Consider the following 14,941-nt stretch of genomic DNA (forward strand, 5'->3'; position numbering starts at 1 on the left):
GCGTTCAGTCTAATTTAGTGAGTAAAATCGGCTCACCTTTTGTGACAAGCACTGTGTGTTCGATCTGCGCCACCAACGACTGGTCAGGCGTGATGAAAGTCCAGCCATCGCCTGATTCAATGATGTGCTCAGCCTTCTGAGAAATGAACGGTTCCACTGCCAGGACCATGCCTTCTTTGAGAATGGTCTTTTCCCAAGCGTCGTAATAATTCAAGATGTGTTGAGGCGCTTCGTGAAGCGATTTTCCGATGCCATGCCCCGTCAAGTTCTTGATGACGAACAAGCCCTGCTGCTTCGCCTCGCGCTCGACCGCTTTGCCGATCTGGTTCAGCTTCGCTCCCGCTTTGACTTTTGTCATCGCAAAATCGAATGCCGATGCAGCCGCTTCGCAAAGCTTCTCTTTTTCATCATGGCCTTCGCCGACGACAAAAGAGATGCCGGTGTCGGAAAAATATCCTTCATAAGAACCTGATACGTCGATGTTGACCATATCGCCATCTTTGATCACGCGGCTGCCTGGAATGCCATGGGCCACTTCTTCATTGACACTGATGCATGTGAAACCCGGGAAATCATATTCCGATTTCGGACCGGACACGCCGCCCAGTTCATCGAACAGGCGTCCGCCCAATTCGTCGATTTCTTTTGTCGTCACGCCTGGTTTTGTTGCTGCCTTCATCGCCTCACGGATTTCGGCTACCATACGGCCGGCTTTTTTCAGCATTTCTATATCTTGTTCTGTAGTAGCAATCATTGAATAACCCTTCTTTCAAATTGTCTATGAAAAATTATACCATAAGAAAAGAGGACTATCACAACAATAGTCCCCTCTTTTCTTATTGATTTGCGTGTACCAGTTTCGGAGCGGCTGCGAATAGTGCCGAACAGACAAATGCAGCCAGCAGGAATACCGGAATCATATAAGTCGCGTTATAGACTGCCGAATACACCAGCACATTGCCTTCCGCAAACATGCCGAAGAACAGGATGCCTGTCACCACGTGCATGAGATAGCGCAACAGCGAGCCTATCAAGACACCCGCTACAATCGCAGACACCATCTGTGCCGGCCGCTTCGCATTCAAGTATTTCCCGCGCATGATCCCTGCCAATCCGACGACACCGTAAGCCGCCAGATAATCCAGGATGACCTGCAGCACGACGTAGCCAAACGACAACGGCGTCACGGAAACCGTTCCCGTCACTATTTGCAGCAGGCCGACCAATACGCCCGTCAATACACCGGCAAGGACGCCTCTGCGGAAAGCCATCAGGACGATTGGAATCATCACCAGGCTGACCGATCCCCCTTGCGGCATTTTGAATGCGATAAAGTCGAGCACAAAGCCCAACGCACCAAAAATCGCGATTTCCACCATTAAAATCACTCGTAAATTTCTCATAGCTTCCTCCTTATGTGTTGTGCACATCACCAGAAGGGCCGCGAATTAAAACCATATAAAAGCGGCGCCAGGATAGATCCTGGCGCCGCGTAAGGGCAGGTTTCCATCCACATCCCTGCGCAAGTGTTAACTTACAGGTTCAAAGGGTAAGAACAAAACGTTCACTCTCAGCAAATAGCTCCCCTTGTGGTGTATACAATTATTTTCTTACACTTGTATTGTACACAAGCGCTTTCTTGAATGCAAACCTGTTTTAAGCAGCGCCAGCAGGGTAACAGGTATATAGCGAGAAATTCAAGAAAGGTGGTGGAGGCAGCAAGAACATTTGCTGCTGTATATATGATGATTGAGCTTTTGAAAGAATTGATTAAAATTCAAAGCGTTACGAAAGAAGGCGCCAATGAAGCGCTTGAATATTGTGCGGGATGGCTCGAGAAGAATGGCCAGGACGTGCAGGTCCACGACAATAATGGTTATAAGATGTTGACAGCCATCAAAGGCCAAGGCTCGGAAACCCTTGTTTGGAATGGCCACGTCGATGTGGTGCCAGGGCATCCGGAACAATATGTGCCTATTGAAGAAGCCGGGCGCATTTACGGGCGCGGGTCTGCGGATATGAAAGCGGGAGTCGCAGCGATGATGCAGGCGTTCGTCGATTTGGACGCCTCCAAATTAAACAGGATCGTGCAGCTCCACATTGTTACCGATGAGGAAATCGGAGGCCGCAACACGTCGAAATGGCTCGTTGAACAAGGCTATACGGGAGACTTTGTCATTTGCGGCGAACCTACCGGATTGAAAATCGGCCTGCAGTCAAAAGGGATCCTGCGCATGGATCTGACATTCAAAGGCAAACCGGCGCATGGCAGCCGCCCGTGGGAAGGCATCAACGCAATTGAATCCGCGATGAAATTCCACGCAGGGATGGCTGACTTGCCATTCCGCAAAGAGTCGACGGAATATTACGAGCAGCCGTCGGTCAATCTGCCGATCATCAAAGCCGGCGACCGCTACAACGTTGTGCCGGAAATCTGTGAAATGTCTTACGATATCCGTTTCATGCCGGGACAGGACAAAGAGGAAATCGTCCGCCAGATGAAAGAATTGGCAGAGCGCCTCAACGTCGACATGGAATACAAAGCCAGCGGCTCTACGCCGGCGTTGACGACCACAAAAGAAAACCGCTCCATCCAGTCTTTGGAAAAAGCGATTTTAGACACAACCGGCGGCACTCCTGTCTTATTTGGGCAGCATGGTGCAGCTGACACCCGCTATTATGCAGAGGTCAATGGCGGCGAAGGGGCAATCGAGTTCGGCCCGACCGGCGATGACTGGCATGGAAATGCGGAATATGTAGAAATTGAAAGCGTTCATCAGTATAAAGATATCTTATTGGCACTCGCCCTATCGCCTGCTTATGTTTAAACCAGGCCCCTTTTGGGAATACTAAACTAACTTACCGATGACAGGAGAGATTTAAATGGCATTAGGACGTATATTGAAAACTGCGATTAAATTCGCACCAATCGCTTACCCGATTATCCGCAAAGCTATGAACAAAAAAAAAGCCAGCAACGCCGGCCAATATAAAACACCCCAATCAAAACGATAAAAGTAAAAGAGCTGCAGCGATTTCGCTGCAGCTCTTTTTCTATTCAGCTATAAGGAATGGCTTCTTTCAGCGCCAATAGTCCAGCAGCATTCTGCCGCGACGGATTCACGGCCGCTGAGCTTCCTTCCATTTCACCAGAAGACTCTTCATCCTGCTGAGCCTGGATTTCTTCAAAAGAAACCGGAGCCGCGTCAGGCACTTCCCAGTCTTCCACTGTCCAGCCTTTTTGGTAGACATCGAAAAAAGCGTTCGCCATTGTCTGGTAGCCGTTCAAATTCGGATGCACATCCGCTGCGTTTGGAACCTGGCCAACTGCGTCATCACCGAATCCATCAGCCACAGGCACAAACTCCGCACCATTTTTCTGTGCGGTCGTTTCCAGGATTTCATTAAGCCGGTCGAGCTGCAAAGCAGTCCCTGCCTTCTGGGACTCCCGGGCATGCGGATAGGCGAAATAATAGCCCATTACATAGACGTCCGCTTCCGGAGCGCGCTGCTCCAGCTCTGCAAGGATTTTTTCCAAATTCGCTCGTGCGCCATTCAACGCAAAATCCACTTGGATCTGCCCGAACGACAATGATCCTTCCGCAGGGTCAGCTGACACCAGCCTCAGCAAATCATTTGCCCCCGCTGACACTGTAATGATGTTCGCATTCTTCAATACATCTTGTGCTTCTTCGGAAGTTATCCGGTCAAGAACGTCTTGCGTCGTAAAACCGGGAAACGCCAAATCTTTCGTATAAAAAGCGACGGGCTGCTGCCGCGCCAATTCCTGTGCAATCATGTCTGCATAGCCTGCATCAATTTCTGAATTCGGCGTCTGGCCAGCTGCTAAGGAGTCGCCGATTGCCACATAGCTTGCAGGCACACGAACCGCTGCGTGTGAAGTTGCGGCACCGCTCGCCAATAGCATGAATATCAGCACCATCATCAAGCTCTTCTTCACATTATCCACCTCTTAAAATGCCCAGTTTCCGCTGCGGAAAACCGGTTCGCTCGTGCCGTCTTCATGGATTCCGTCGATATCCATTTCCGCACTGCCGATCATAAAGTCCTCATGGACGATGGACGTATTCAAACCGACCGATTCAAGCTGGGTGCGTTCCAAATCACGGCCCCCTTCAAAACACGTCGGATAGGAATCGCCGATTGCCAAGTGGTTCGAAGCATTTTCATCAAACAATGTGTTGAAAAACAGAATGCCTGAATCTGAAATTGGCGAATGATGCGGCACCAAAGCCACTTCGCCAAGATAGGCCGCTCCAACGTCCGAACGGATCATTTCGTCCAATAATTCCTGTCCTTGTTCCGCTGTCGCTTTGACAATTTTCCCTTTGGCGAATTCAAGTTTGAACCCGTCGATGATATTGCCTTGATAAACCAGGGGTTTTGTATTCGAAACCACACCATCGACACCGTATTTCAACGGCACCGTATAAACTTCCTCTGTCGGCATATTGGCAATGAACGGATTGCCCTGCGGTGTTTTTGCAGCGCCCGTCATCCATATATGTTTGTCCGGCAGCCCAATCGTCAAATCTGTACCCGGCGCACGGTAATGCAGCTTGCTGAACTTTTTGCTGTTCAATTGCGAAGCCCGCTGTTCAAGTAACCCGATATGCTGTTTCCATTGGTCCACAGCATCGCCATCACCAATTCGCACTGTTTTGAAAATCGCTTTCCATAAAGCTTCCTGCTGTTTTTCCTCATCAAGTTCCGGAAAGACTTTCTTCGCCCACCCTTTTGACGGGATGGCAACGATCGACCAGGCAATCTTATCCGTCCCCACCGCTTGGCGGTAGCGCTCTAATGCTTTGCCGGCAGATTTCTGGGAATCGGATAACCGCTTGGCTGGAATGCCTGTCAGCAAATCAGGGTCTTCGGCATCGATCCACAAGAACGAGCCTCCCGTATCGATAATTTCATCGCGCTGCATGACGGACCATTGTGGATATTCATTGAACGCTTCGTCTGGAGCCATTTCGAAATGGATTCTTGTCTGAAGCGGATCTGTGTAATTGACATGGACCCGCTTCGCACCCGCTGCATATGCTTTCTCTACAACCAGCCGTGTGAAATCGACCGTGTCAATCGTTGTATTGATCATGACGAGCTGGCCTTCTTGGACATTCAAGCCGACTTGGACAGTCAGTTCAGCATACTGCTCCAGCTTTTGTTGGAAAGTCATCTTTTACTCCCCTTTTCAGAAATTGTTTTGCTGTTCCCTTCAATCAGACGGCCTCCGTGGAGAATCTTCTGGACCGGTTTTGACGGAAGCTCTTTGGTGAATTTTTTATAATGGCGTTCATCTGCATAAGCAAGCAGTGTGAGGACTTCCCCGTCTGCTCCGGCGCGGCCGGTTCTGCCTGAACGGTGCTGGTATTGTTCGATTGTCTGCGGTACATCGACGTGGATGACGTGCGTCACCTGGTCGATATCAAGGCCGCGTGCAGCCACCTCTGTCGCAATCAGGACAGACACTTCGCCCTTGCGGAACTGGTCAAGCGCTTTTTTGCGCTCGTCTTTTTTCATTTCAGAATGCAGTGCGACAATTTTCGCATCGCGGTACTTCAATTTGTTTTCTTTCATCAGCAATTGGTCCAAGTTATTGACAAATGCCAGTGCTTTGACGTTTTCCAGATTGGAAATCTTGCGCAGCATTTCAGTTTTTTCCCGTTCGTCCACTTTGATGAACGAATGGGTCACTTTGCCTTGCATCGGCATATCTTCAGCTTTCACCTTGAGGCGTGTCGGATGCTGCATCATACGGTCAGCTACGAGCTCCACTTCTTCAGTGATCGTCGCCGATACCAGGATAAGCTGGCGGCCATGCTGGGTTTTTTCAATCAAGTCTTTCATGATATTGCGGTGTTCGCGTGCCATCAGCTGATCGCCTTCATCTAGTACGAGCATACGGATCTCATGCATTTTCAATTTCTTGTTTTTCACCAATTCGTTCAATCGCCCTGGCGTACCGACAACGATCGATGGCTTTTTCTTCAGTTTTTCCAACTGGCGCTGCATATTTGCTCCACCGATCAATTGCGTTACCGTAATATCGGTGCCTTCAATCCATTCACGCACAACATTGACGATTTGCATCGACAACTCCTGCGATGGGGCGATGATCATTGCTTGAATAGCCGGCTTCTCCGGGTTGATGCGCTGCAAAATCGGCAATAAATAAGCCAATGTTTTTCCTGTTCCTGTCGGAGATTCCGCAACGATGTCATTTCCTGCGAGCATTTCCGGAATCATTTGTTCCTGAATCGGCATCGCCGTTTCATATCCTGCTTTTTTCCATTTTTCTTGCCAAATCGGGCTTAACTGTTCTATAAAATTCATGTCCTATTCCACCTTCTTTTCGATGCCTCTAGTGTAACATATCCGGCGCTGCTCCGCCTTTTTCAAACGAAAAAGCTGCCTTCAGAAAAAGAAGGCAGCCGAGGTATTTCATTGTGATTCCGCAACTTTCGTGCGCTTGTAAACTTCTTCTTTTTCCGCTTCTTCGACTGGACGGGCTGGTTTTTTAATGAACAGCGCCAGTAATAATGCGGCTATTGCGATGAGCGTCGATATTTCAAACGCGTAGGTGATGCCTTCAAGGAGCGCTGAATTCATGATGCTCTCAGGCGCTGCCCCGCTAGCCGCCAAATCCTGCGCCACTGATTCGGTCCGCATGTTCATCAATGTGATAAGGAACGCGGATCCGATAGCGCCTGACACCTGCTGCAATGTATTATTGATTGCGGTGCCGTGCGGATAAGACTTGATCGGCAGCGTATTGAGCCCGTTCGTCATAACAGGCATCATGACCATTGAAATCCCGAACATGCGGAATGTATAAATTGCCATGATTTGAAGGAAGCTGGTTTCCATCGATAATTGGCTGAACAGGAACGTTGTGATGACGACAATCGCCAGCCCAGGAATGGCCAACACCCTCGCGCCAAAACGGTCAAACAGGCGGCCGGTGATCGGCGACATGATTCCCATCAGCAAAGCCCCTGGCAGCATCAGCAGACCAGACTCAATCGGTGATATCCCTTTGATGGTCTGGACATAGATCGGCATCAAAATCATGCCGGAAAACATCGACATCGCTAGTGCAATTGATATCACGGAAGACAAAGCGAACATCGGGTATTTATAGATGCGGACTTGAAGCAAAGGTTTGTCCAGTTTCAGCTGGCGCCAGATAAAGATTGCCAGCGCCAACAGCCCCACTGAAATCGTTCCGTAGACTGCCGGGGTCTGCCATCCCATCGAGCCGGCAGAACTGAAGCCGTATAAAACGCCGCCGAACCCGATGCTGGATAAAATCACAGAAGCTTTATCCAACGTGATTTCGCGGTCTTGGAATGTCAGGTTTTTCAGTTTCACTGCGCCGAGCGCCAGTGAAATCAAAGCAATCGGCAAGACAATCCAGAACAGGACGCGCCACGAATAATGTTCTACGATAAAGCCGGAAAGCGTCGGACCGATTGCCGGTGCCACAACCATAACCAATCCGAAGAATCCCATCGCTGACCCTCTTTTCTCAACTGGGAAAGCAGCGAGCATTACATTCATCAGAAGCGGCATCATCAATGCCGACCCCGACGCCTGAATCATCCGGCCGGCAAGCAAGACGCCGAATGTCGGCGACAACGCTGCGATCAATGTCCCTATAGAGAAAAGCGACATCGCAACGATGAAAATAGAGCGGTTCGAATAGCGCTGAATGAAATATGCGCTAGCCGGTATCAAGATGCCGTTCACCAGCATATATCCGGTGACAAGCCATTGCACAGTCGAGGCATCTTTAATATTCAAATCAGCCATAATGGAAGGCAAAGCGACATTCAATAAAGTTTGCGTGAAGATAGCCACAAATGCTCCGGTAAAAAGGATGGCTATTATGCCGTAAGGCGGTTTTTTCTGTTCTGTCATACTGTTGATTCCTCCGTAAATTTCTTCTTTATTTTATTTCTCCATTACTTCATTGCATTATTCTATACCGCCAGTCTATTTATATCAAGAAAAATAGACTGTCAGTATAATAAAATTGATTTGAAAAGGTTTTCAAGCTATTATGTAACTAGACTGAAAGTATAAAGGTGAAAAAATGAATCCAAAAAAACAGAACATCATCAACGCCGCTTACACCCTTTTCATCAATAAAGGCTATAACGCTTCGTCGATCCAGGACATTCTCGATGAAGCCGGCGTTTCAAAAGGCACATTTTATAATTACTTCACTTCCAAAACACAATGCCTCATCGCCATCATGGAATCCATCGGCAGCGAACTGAGCCAATTGCGGATGGCTGCGGCTGCCGGAAGGCCCGTCAACGATCCTAAAGTACTCGCTGATCAATTGAGCATCCGCATTAAATTAAACCGGGAAAAAAATATCTTTTCACTTTATGAGAGCATCTTTTACTCACAGGATCAGGAACTGAAGGAATTTTCCAAGCTCACTTACCTGAAGGAACTTGATTGGATTGCTTCCCGGATTGTCGATGTTTTCGGTAATGAAGCGAAACCGTATGCACTCGACAATGCGGCAGCGCTGCACGGCTCGATCCAGCAGCTTTTCCATCTATGGAAAGTGACATCGCACGAGGCGCTGCCGACTGATGAACTCGCTTCATTCGTCGTGCGGCGTTTAGAAGTGACCATGGCCCATCAAATTGCTACAGGAGACCGATTCATGCGAATAAGCGGGCTGTATCCGAAAAAACATGCTGAAAACCTGTCGCCAACTGAACTCGGCGCCCAGCTCGAAAGTTATAGCAAGTCAGTGGCTGACGGTGATACAACGGCACAGCTCGTAGCGTTCCTGGGCAGCGAATTGCAGGCGGACAAGCCCCGCAAAGCGTTGATCGAAAGCGTTCTTGGCACTGTCGCCAACAAAACCGGACACGATGCCGAATTGCTGGCTTTGCTTGAACAGGTATGGAAACAGCTAGCGAAGCTTTAAACACAAAAGGACAGAGCGAAAGCCGAATTCATGGCTCTTGCTCTGTCCTTTTCATTTTATGGTTTTCGGCGCCCTTGAACAGCTTGCTCAAACGCATAAGCGTATTCAATCAGCTCGGGTTCGCTGAAAGCTTTGCCTGTGAATGTAATATTGAACGGTTCGTTTTCATGGCTGTAGCTGAATGGTACGGTAATGGATGGAAATCCTGCCGCAGCTCCGATGTTGCAGCCATAATCTTTCGGCAAAACGAGCGCATCTACACCGGTCTTTTTAAGCGTCGCGCCAATGCCTTGCTTGCCAGCCAAAAATCGGTTCCGCTCAAGCCCTTCGACATATTCCCGTTCGGTTAAATTGCCGCTCGTACTGGCGGCTTGTTCAAATAGATTCTGCCCGAACTTCAACGTTTCCGCTTCATGCGCAAGGTTGAATGCGATGGCATCGTCCAACGAGCGGATTGGATTTTCAGGGGCGGTCTTCGCTAGATAGTGGTTGATGCCCGCTTTGAATTCATGGAGCAGCACCGCAAATCCGAGATCTTCCTGCGTGACCCCTAAATCGACGCCGTCGATGATTTTTGCCCCGCATTGCCGCAGCCTTTCAAGCGATTCATCTAACAACTCCAATTCTTCAGTGGACAGCTTGTCTTGAAAAAGATTTCTCGGCACACCCAATTTCGTTCCCGCCAAGCCATCTTTATTGAAATGCTGCTTCCAGTCGTAGGATTCGAAAGGCTTGGCGAATGCCGTTATGGCATCTTCCGGGTCCTGCCCGATCAATTGGGCGAAAACTGTAACCGCATCTTCGACAGTGCGGGCAAGTGGCCCAGCCGTGTCTTGTGTCCACGCTATCGGAATGATGCCGCTTCTGCTGATCAGTCCGACAGTCGGCTTGATGCCGACGAGGCTGTTGCGGGCAGCCGGATCGATAATGGAGCCTGACGTTTCTGTGCCGATTGCTGCAACAGCTAAATTGGCTGAGACCGCTGCAGCAGAACCGGAACTCGAGCCGCCGACATCGAATGCGCCATAAGGATTTTTCACTTGTCCGCCGCGCGAACTAAAGCCGTTTTCCATTTTATCTGTCATGAAGTTCGCCCATTCCGTCATGTTTGTCTTGCCGATGATTACGGCGCCGGTATGGCGAAGCATTTCAACAACTTTGGCATCACATCTTGCGTAATGGTCTTTCAACGCAAGAGAACCTGCGCTTGTATGCATCATGTCGCCTGTGTCTATATTGTCCTTCAGCAAAACCGGAATGCCATGCAGCGGCGAACGTACGCCTTTATGCAGGCGTTCAAAATCCATCGCTTGCGCAATCTGCACCGCTTCAGGATTGAGTTCCAATACGGCATTGATGCTTTCACCCGAAAGTGAAATATTCTCTTTGTACATTAAAACAAGTTCTTCCGAAGTCAGTTTCCCTTCAGCCATTTCCTGCTGAAGTTCCGCAATCGTCTTCTCATCCAATTGTTCAAGCCGGTATTGTTCCAATTTGTCGTGATGCATCAGGTTCCCTCCATTTCCGGATGTACAGCTGATTCCACTCGATTATTTCCCGCAATCGAAAAAAGCCGGATTGGCCGGCTTAACCTTCTTCAGTATAGCTTTTCATCAATTCATACAGAGACAATTCATACAGCTGTCTTCCATCTATTTTAAATACATTCTGTTCAACTAAATGATCGATGATGATCGAACGTTTATCTTCGAATTTCGATTCTGGTATGTGTTCCATAATGGCCGTTCTCTCCTTAGCAATTTACTCTCTTTTCTTTACCTCGAACACACGGTCTTAAAACCTTTCGGCTGCAGAAATAAAACAATTATTTTTAGCCGCCTTATTTGCCAGCCGGCGCCTTAAGAGGCCGATCGGAAAAGTCGCAGAATCGATCGATCATGTTTTCGATTTTTGCCTGCCGCGTCTTGCGGGACCAGTTGATGACGCCCGTCTCATAGACGTCTGCACCTTTCGATTCGCAGATTTTTTTCATCTGCCCGACAGAGCGGCTGCCTCCCATGAATGGGAACGGGAACGATTGCGTGACGAAAATCGCCACCATTTTGTCACCCAGATCCGGAAGCTGCTCCAAATACAGGCGCATCGCCGGGGAAACCGCCATGCCATGGACGGGTGCCCCGAAGACGACTAGTTCGTAAGGCTCGACAGGAGGAATTTCCTTCAGCTGTACGTTTTTCGGATTTTTCGGCTGTTCTTCCACCGGCACCACCTTTTTCAATTCCACCTTATGCCCTTTGTCCATCAGCTTTTGGCTCAGTTCCTCCGCTACATTAAATGTGTGCCCCGTCATGGAATGGATGATAATGCCGATTTTCATCATGCCCCGCCCCTTCCGCTTTTTATTTTCTATCTGTAAAGCCTCGCTCAGGGTTCCATTCACAGGTCCCTCCGACTTCATACATGCAATTGCAGCAATCGTCCCCATCTGCCAGCGTCTTTGTGCGTGAAAAGCCGCCTTCCATAATATTGGCTGCCAGGAAGTCGATCCTGCAAACGGCCGGAAACATACCGAGCGCATCAAAATCCTTGCTGAGTTTCATCATGGCACATTCCGTTATATCGATCTCAAAATGGTCGTCATCCTGATCGGTGAACACGATTTGCCAATCGTACGGATGCAGCTTCCCTGCTTTGCCCCGCTGTTCATGCAGCGCCGCATCATCCCGGAATCCGGCCATATATCCTTTCATCGGCACCTTAAGCAACCGTTTTGGAATCAGCTCCAGCAGATCCTCCGACATGACCCACAATTCTTCACCCGCTTCTTCGCTTGAAAAGCCCATTGCCATCAACGATTTATACCAGGCAATATAAGATGGGCACATATCGTAGCTCGTCTGGAATACACTATTGCCAATATCGGGCACTCTCGGTAGAATCTCTTGCATCCAGCCATCGGCGTACGCTTTGAATTCTTCCCAAAATCCATTCCCGAAGTCATTCAGCATCCGCTCTTTTGCACGGCGCATACCTAGACGGTAAAGAAGTTTGGCCCTGTCCATCCTCTGTTCCTCCATCCCCTTAATACCTCACGCCATATTTATCTCCTCACGCTAAATATATTGAAAATTCACACTTTTGTCCACCTTTTCGGCATGCTCGCTTTCGCTTATATCCGGACAATAAAAAAATGCCGGGCTCGCCGCCCGGCATCCTCATTCTTTATTGAACTGGTTTTAGGGTCTGTTCATGCCAGTCCCGCCATCGTAAAGTTGCCTTCATTAACCGTTCGCGCTTGGTAATCAAATTCAGCCTTCCCCATCAGATCAATCCGACACAAAGGAAAAGACCAATTAGCATCAGCATGATTCCGACAATCAGCTGAACGGTTTTCAAAGTGATTTTTTTTATTAGTCGTGAGCCTATAAAGGCACCGGCAAACGAAGTCAATATCGCCGCTAAAATCAATGTCCAATTGGCATCTAGCCCTGCGGTGGCAGCATGGCTGAAATAGACGGACAATCTTGTAAAATCAACAATTGCGGCAGTAACCACTCCCGTGGCGATGAACGCTTCTTTATCGAGTCCTGCCTTGCTTAAAAATGCTGAACGCAACGCTCCTTGATGGCCTGATAACCCTCCAAAAAAGCCACTGATTAAGCCGCCCACAGGCAAATATTTCTTATTAAATTCCATCTTTTCAAATCGCGGCAGCAGTTCAACAAATGCAAAACCAATCATAAGCAGTCCGATGACCGCTTTCACAATCGTTATATGGTACTGCCGTTCTCCAACCATGTAACTTGCGATTGCAGGCATGCCAGTCAATAATGTCAGCAGCCAAGCCCCAGCAAAAGCAGCGATAATTGCGGTGGGCGTGAATTTGATCAAAACTTGCTTGTCCGCTTTTTTTCCAATCAGAAACAATTTGAAAACATTGTTTGCCAGATGCACGATTGCTGTCATAGCTATGGCTATTTCTATAGGGAAAAATAGAGCGAATGCCGGCATTAAAATTGTGCCTAAACCAAAACCCGAAAATAGCGTCAGTCCTGAAGCAAGCAGCGCCGTGATACAAACAATCCAGTACATCATCGCATGTCCACCTCTTTAGTTCGCTTATCAAACAAGTCGATAATCTCCAATAAAAAAGCTTTTCCCTCTCTACTCCACCCAGCATCTCCCACAAATTTTAGAAATAGAGCATTAAATAATCTTTCAAAAAAACACGGCGCTGTTTTGTATCCATGCGCTAAATATAGTGAAAAATCAACCATTCGTCTAGCTTTGGAGCTTTTTTGCCTTTTTAAATTCACCATTGCAGTTTTTTTAACAAAAAAATGCCGGGCTCGCCGCCCGGCATCAGTTTTCTCTATTTACTCATTCATTCAGCCAATTCGAGCCACGCCACTGCTTCGCAATGGGTTGTCTGCGGGAACATATCAACGGGCTGCACTTCTTTCGTGCGGTATCCGCCGTCTTCGAGGATTCTCAAATCGCGCGCCAATGTAGCCGGATTGCACGATACATAGACGACGCGTCCTGGCCGCTGCTGCAAGATAGTCCGCAACAATTGCTCGTCACAGCCTTTGCGCGGTGGATCGACAACCAGCACGTCCGCTTTCTTGCCTTCTTTATACCAGCGCGGAATCACTTGTTCCGCAGGCCCTGCTTCGAATAGCGTATTCGTAAAGCCGTTCAGTTCGGCGTTGCGTTTGGCATCTTCAATCGCTTGCGGGACAATTTCCACACCCATGACGAATTTTGCTTGCTGCGCCAGGAACAGCGAAATCGTACCGATTCCGCAATAAGCGTCAATGACCGTTTCCTCGCCCGTCAGCGCTGCGTACTCGAGCGCCTGGCCATAAAGCACCTCGGTTTGGACCGGGTTGATCTGGTAGAAAGAACGCGCGGAAATCTCGAACCGCACATCGCCGATGCGGTCTTCGATGACTTCCTTGCCCCATAATACGAGGGTTTCATTGCCGAAAATGACGTTGGTCTTTTCAGGATTGACGTTCTGGACGATCGATACCGTGTCCGGCACAAGCGAGCGGATCAACGCGATCGCCTGCTCTGCCTGTGGGAATTTCTTTTTCTTCGTCACGAGCACGACCATGATTTCACCGGTCGCACGTGCTTTGCGGACGACGACATGCCGAAGCTGGCCACGATGCGTGTGTTCTTCAAACGGCTCGATGCCCATTTCAAGCAAGCTTTTTTTCAAACCAACCATGATGGCATCCGCTTCCAAGGTCTGGATCAGGCAGACGTCCGTATCGGCGATATTATGCGAACGGCTTTCATAAAAGCCCGCAACCGTGTGGCCATTTTGGACGCCAAACGGAATCTGCGATTTATTGCGGTAGCGCCACGGGTCTTCCATGCCTTTTACAGCATGCACCGGAACGTCCGGCAATTTCCCGATACGCGTAATCGCATCACGCACCATTTTCTGTTTGAACCCTTTTTGGCCTTCGTACGATAAGTGCTGAATCTGGCAGCCGCCGCACGTATCGAATACTGGGCATGGTGCATCTACCCGATTTGGTGAGGCGTTCTCTATTTCAAGCAATTTTGCAAAGCCGTATGACTTCAAGGTTTTAAGAACGTGCACACGCACATCCTCACCCGGCAGCGCACCTTGGATGAACAGCGGGTAGCCGTCCACTTTCGCAACGCCTGCACCGTCGTGCGTCAAATCTTCCACATGGACTAGCAGCCTGTCATTTTTCTGTACTGGTTTCAATTCGTTCACTCCATTTCACATTCCGTCATTATAACATAGGGCCAAGGCAATATTCACCCATGAATCCATATTTCCTGATGCCGCACCCAAAGAAAAAACGCGGCAGGCGAAACGCCCGCACGCGCTTGTTATTTTTTATCGTTTGCCACTGGCCCATCTTTCAGGGAAATCCAGAAAGCACCGATAATGGCACCGATCAATACGATGAATGGCGCATAGAATATTAGAAAATCCTGCATCTCTGCTTCCTC

Annotated in this window: 16 protein-coding genes and 1 riboswitch; of the genes, 3 read left to right on the forward strand and 13 right to left on the reverse strand. The window is 48.8% G+C overall.

Features of this window, described 5'->3' with window-relative positions; genetic code table 11:
• Positions 1-4 precede the first annotated feature (4 nt).
• Positions 5-754, reverse strand: a complete 750-nt coding sequence (gene map / locus QMA09_RS11610) for a type I methionyl aminopeptidase (protein ID WP_135505193.1) — start codon at positions 752-754, stop codon at positions 5-7.
• Between the two features lie 82 nt (positions 755-836).
• Positions 837-1,403, reverse strand: a complete 567-nt coding sequence (gene thiT, locus QMA09_RS11615) for an energy-coupled thiamine transporter ThiT (protein ID WP_290213232.1) — start codon at positions 1,401-1,403, stop codon at positions 837-839.
• A 95-nt stretch (positions 1,404-1,498) separates the two neighbouring features.
• A riboswitch (TPP riboswitch) is annotated at positions 1,499-1,598 on the reverse strand.
• Between the two features lie 147 nt (positions 1,599-1,745).
• Here thiT and QMA09_RS11620 point away from each other — a divergent pair.
• Complete coding sequence (locus QMA09_RS11620) at positions 1,746-2,828, forward strand: M20 family metallopeptidase (protein ID WP_290213265.1); 1,083 nt, start codon at positions 1,746-1,748, stop codon at positions 2,826-2,828.
• A 55-nt stretch (positions 2,829-2,883) separates the two neighbouring features.
• The gene (locus QMA09_RS11625; protein ID WP_241666202.1) at positions 2,884-3,015 is read left to right on the forward strand and encodes a hypothetical protein; all 132 of its coding nucleotides are present in this window, start codon (positions 2,884-2,886) and stop codon (positions 3,013-3,015) included.
• A gap of 43 nt (positions 3,016-3,058) precedes the next feature.
• On the opposite strand, the gene QMA09_RS11630 is transcribed toward QMA09_RS11625, so the two are convergent.
• The 4 genes from QMA09_RS11630 to QMA09_RS11645 all read right to left on the reverse strand — a co-directional run bounded on the left by QMA09_RS11630 (position 3,059) and on the right by QMA09_RS11645 (position 7,947).
• Positions 3,059-3,961 (reverse strand): SGNH/GDSL hydrolase family protein, encoded by a 903-nt coding sequence (locus QMA09_RS11630; RefSeq protein ID WP_356779363.1) that lies wholly within the window; start codon positions 3,959-3,961, stop codon positions 3,059-3,061.
• Positions 3,962-3,973: 12 nt separating this feature from the next.
• On the reverse strand, positions 3,974-5,203 hold the full coding sequence (locus QMA09_RS11635; protein ID WP_290213233.1) for an aminopeptidase: 1,230 nt from the start codon (positions 5,201-5,203) through the stop codon (positions 3,974-3,976).
• Positions 5,200-6,360 carry a DEAD/DEAH box helicase gene (locus tag QMA09_RS11640; RefSeq protein WP_290213234.1) on the reverse strand — a complete coding sequence of 387 codons (1,161 nt, stop codon included), beginning with the start codon at positions 6,358-6,360 and terminating at the stop codon, positions 5,200-5,202. The genes QMA09_RS11635 and QMA09_RS11640 overlap by 4 nt, the downstream gene beginning before the upstream one ends.
• 108 nt (positions 6,361-6,468) lie before the next feature.
• A complete protein-coding gene (locus tag QMA09_RS11645; protein WP_135505203.1) occupies positions 6,469-7,947 on the reverse strand; it encodes an MDR family MFS transporter in 1,479 nt (492 codons plus the stop codon).
• A gap of 175 nt (positions 7,948-8,122) precedes the next feature.
• On the opposite strand from QMA09_RS11645, the gene QMA09_RS11650 reads away from it, so the two are divergent.
• Positions 8,123-8,980: a TetR/AcrR family transcriptional regulator gene (locus QMA09_RS11650; RefSeq protein WP_290213235.1), complete on the forward strand. Its 858-nt coding sequence runs from the start codon at positions 8,123-8,125 to the stop codon at positions 8,978-8,980.
• 56 nt (positions 8,981-9,036) lie between these two features.
• Here QMA09_RS11650 and QMA09_RS11655 read toward each other — a convergent pair whose 3' ends face one another.
• The 7 genes from QMA09_RS11655 to cydS all read right to left on the reverse strand — a co-directional run bounded on the left by QMA09_RS11655 (position 9,037) and on the right by cydS (position 14,929).
• Positions 9,037-10,488 carry an amidase family protein gene (locus QMA09_RS11655; RefSeq protein ID WP_290213236.1) on the reverse strand — a complete coding sequence of 484 codons (1,452 nt, stop codon included), beginning with the start codon at positions 10,486-10,488 and terminating at the stop codon, positions 9,037-9,039.
• A 79-nt stretch (positions 10,489-10,567) separates the two neighbouring features.
• Positions 10,568-10,717, reverse strand: coding sequence for a Fur-regulated basic protein FbpA (locus tag QMA09_RS11660; protein WP_290213237.1), 150 nt, complete (start codon positions 10,715-10,717; stop codon positions 10,568-10,570).
• Positions 10,718-10,820: 103 nt separating this feature from the next.
• Positions 10,821-11,321: a flavodoxin family protein gene (locus QMA09_RS11665; protein ID WP_290213238.1), complete on the reverse strand. Its 501-nt coding sequence runs from the start codon at positions 11,319-11,321 to the stop codon at positions 10,821-10,823.
• 19 nt (positions 11,322-11,340) lie between these two features.
• A complete protein-coding gene (locus QMA09_RS11670) occupies positions 11,341-12,003 on the reverse strand; it encodes an L-2-amino-thiazoline-4-carboxylic acid hydrolase (RefSeq protein WP_290213239.1) in 663 nt (220 codons plus the stop codon).
• Between the two features lie 259 nt (positions 12,004-12,262).
• Positions 12,263-13,036, reverse strand: a complete 774-nt coding sequence (locus tag QMA09_RS11675; RefSeq protein WP_135505215.1) for a sulfite exporter TauE/SafE family protein — start codon at positions 13,034-13,036, stop codon at positions 12,263-12,265.
• A gap of 289 nt (positions 13,037-13,325) precedes the next feature.
• Positions 13,326-14,690: a 23S rRNA (uracil(1939)-C(5))-methyltransferase RlmD gene (gene rlmD / locus QMA09_RS11680; protein ID WP_290213240.1), complete on the reverse strand. Its 1,365-nt coding sequence runs from the start codon at positions 14,688-14,690 to the stop codon at positions 13,326-13,328.
• A 128-nt stretch (positions 14,691-14,818) separates the two neighbouring features.
• Positions 14,819-14,929: a cytochrome bd oxidase small subunit CydS family protein gene (cydS, locus tag QMA09_RS17200; RefSeq protein ID WP_483313553.1), complete on the reverse strand. Its 111-nt coding sequence runs from the start codon at positions 14,927-14,929 to the stop codon at positions 14,819-14,821.
• Positions 14,930-14,941: the final 12 nt, after the last annotated feature.

The organism is Planococcus sp. APC 3906, assembly GCF_030407685.1.
Taxonomy (GTDB): domain Bacteria; phylum Bacillota; class Bacilli; order Bacillales_A; family Planococcaceae; genus Planococcus; species Planococcus koreensis.

Excerpts from the sequence above, each read along its gene's own strand:
- map (WP_135505193.1), bottom strand. The coding sequence starts at position 754 with ATGATTGCTACTACAGAACAAGATATAGAAATGCTGAAAAAAGCCGGC.
- thiT (WP_290213232.1), bottom strand. The coding sequence starts at position 1,403 with ATGAGAAATTTACGAGTGATTTTAATGGTGGAAATCGCGATTTTTGGT.
- QMA09_RS11620 (WP_290213265.1), top strand. The coding sequence starts at position 1,746 with ATGATTGAGCTTTTGAAAGAATTGATTAAAATTCAAAGCGTTACGAAA.
- QMA09_RS11625 (WP_241666202.1), top strand. The coding sequence starts at position 2,884 with ATGGCATTAGGACGTATATTGAAAACTGCGATTAAATTCGCACCAATC.
- QMA09_RS11635 (WP_290213233.1), bottom strand. The coding sequence starts at position 5,203 with ATGACTTTCCAACAAAAGCTGGAGCAGTATGCTGAACTGACTGTCCAA.
- QMA09_RS11640 (WP_290213234.1), bottom strand. The coding sequence starts at position 6,360 with ATGAATTTTATAGAACAGTTAAGCCCGATTTGGCAAGAAAAATGGAAA.
- QMA09_RS11645 (WP_135505203.1), bottom strand. The coding sequence starts at position 7,947 with ATGACAGAACAGAAAAAACCGCCTTACGGCATAATAGCCATCCTTTTT.
- QMA09_RS11650 (WP_290213235.1), top strand. The coding sequence starts at position 8,123 with ATGAATCCAAAAAAACAGAACATCATCAACGCCGCTTACACCCTTTTC.
- QMA09_RS11655 (WP_290213236.1), bottom strand. The coding sequence starts at position 10,488 with ATGCATCACGACAAATTGGAACAATACCGGCTTGAACAATTGGATGAG.
- QMA09_RS11660 (WP_290213237.1), bottom strand. The coding sequence starts at position 10,717 with ATGGAACACATACCAGAATCGAAATTCGAAGATAAACGTTCGATCATC.
- QMA09_RS11665 (WP_290213238.1), bottom strand. The coding sequence starts at position 11,321 with ATGATGAAAATCGGCATTATCATCCATTCCATGACGGGGCACACATTT.
- QMA09_RS11670 (WP_290213239.1), bottom strand. The coding sequence starts at position 12,003 with ATGGACAGGGCCAAACTTCTTTACCGTCTAGGTATGCGCCGTGCAAAA.
- QMA09_RS11675 (WP_135505215.1), bottom strand. The coding sequence starts at position 13,036 with ATGATGTACTGGATTGTTTGTATCACGGCGCTGCTTGCTTCAGGACTG.
- cydS (WP_483313553.1), bottom strand. The coding sequence starts at position 14,929 with ATGCAGGATTTTCTAATATTCTATGCGCCATTCATCGTATTGATCGGT.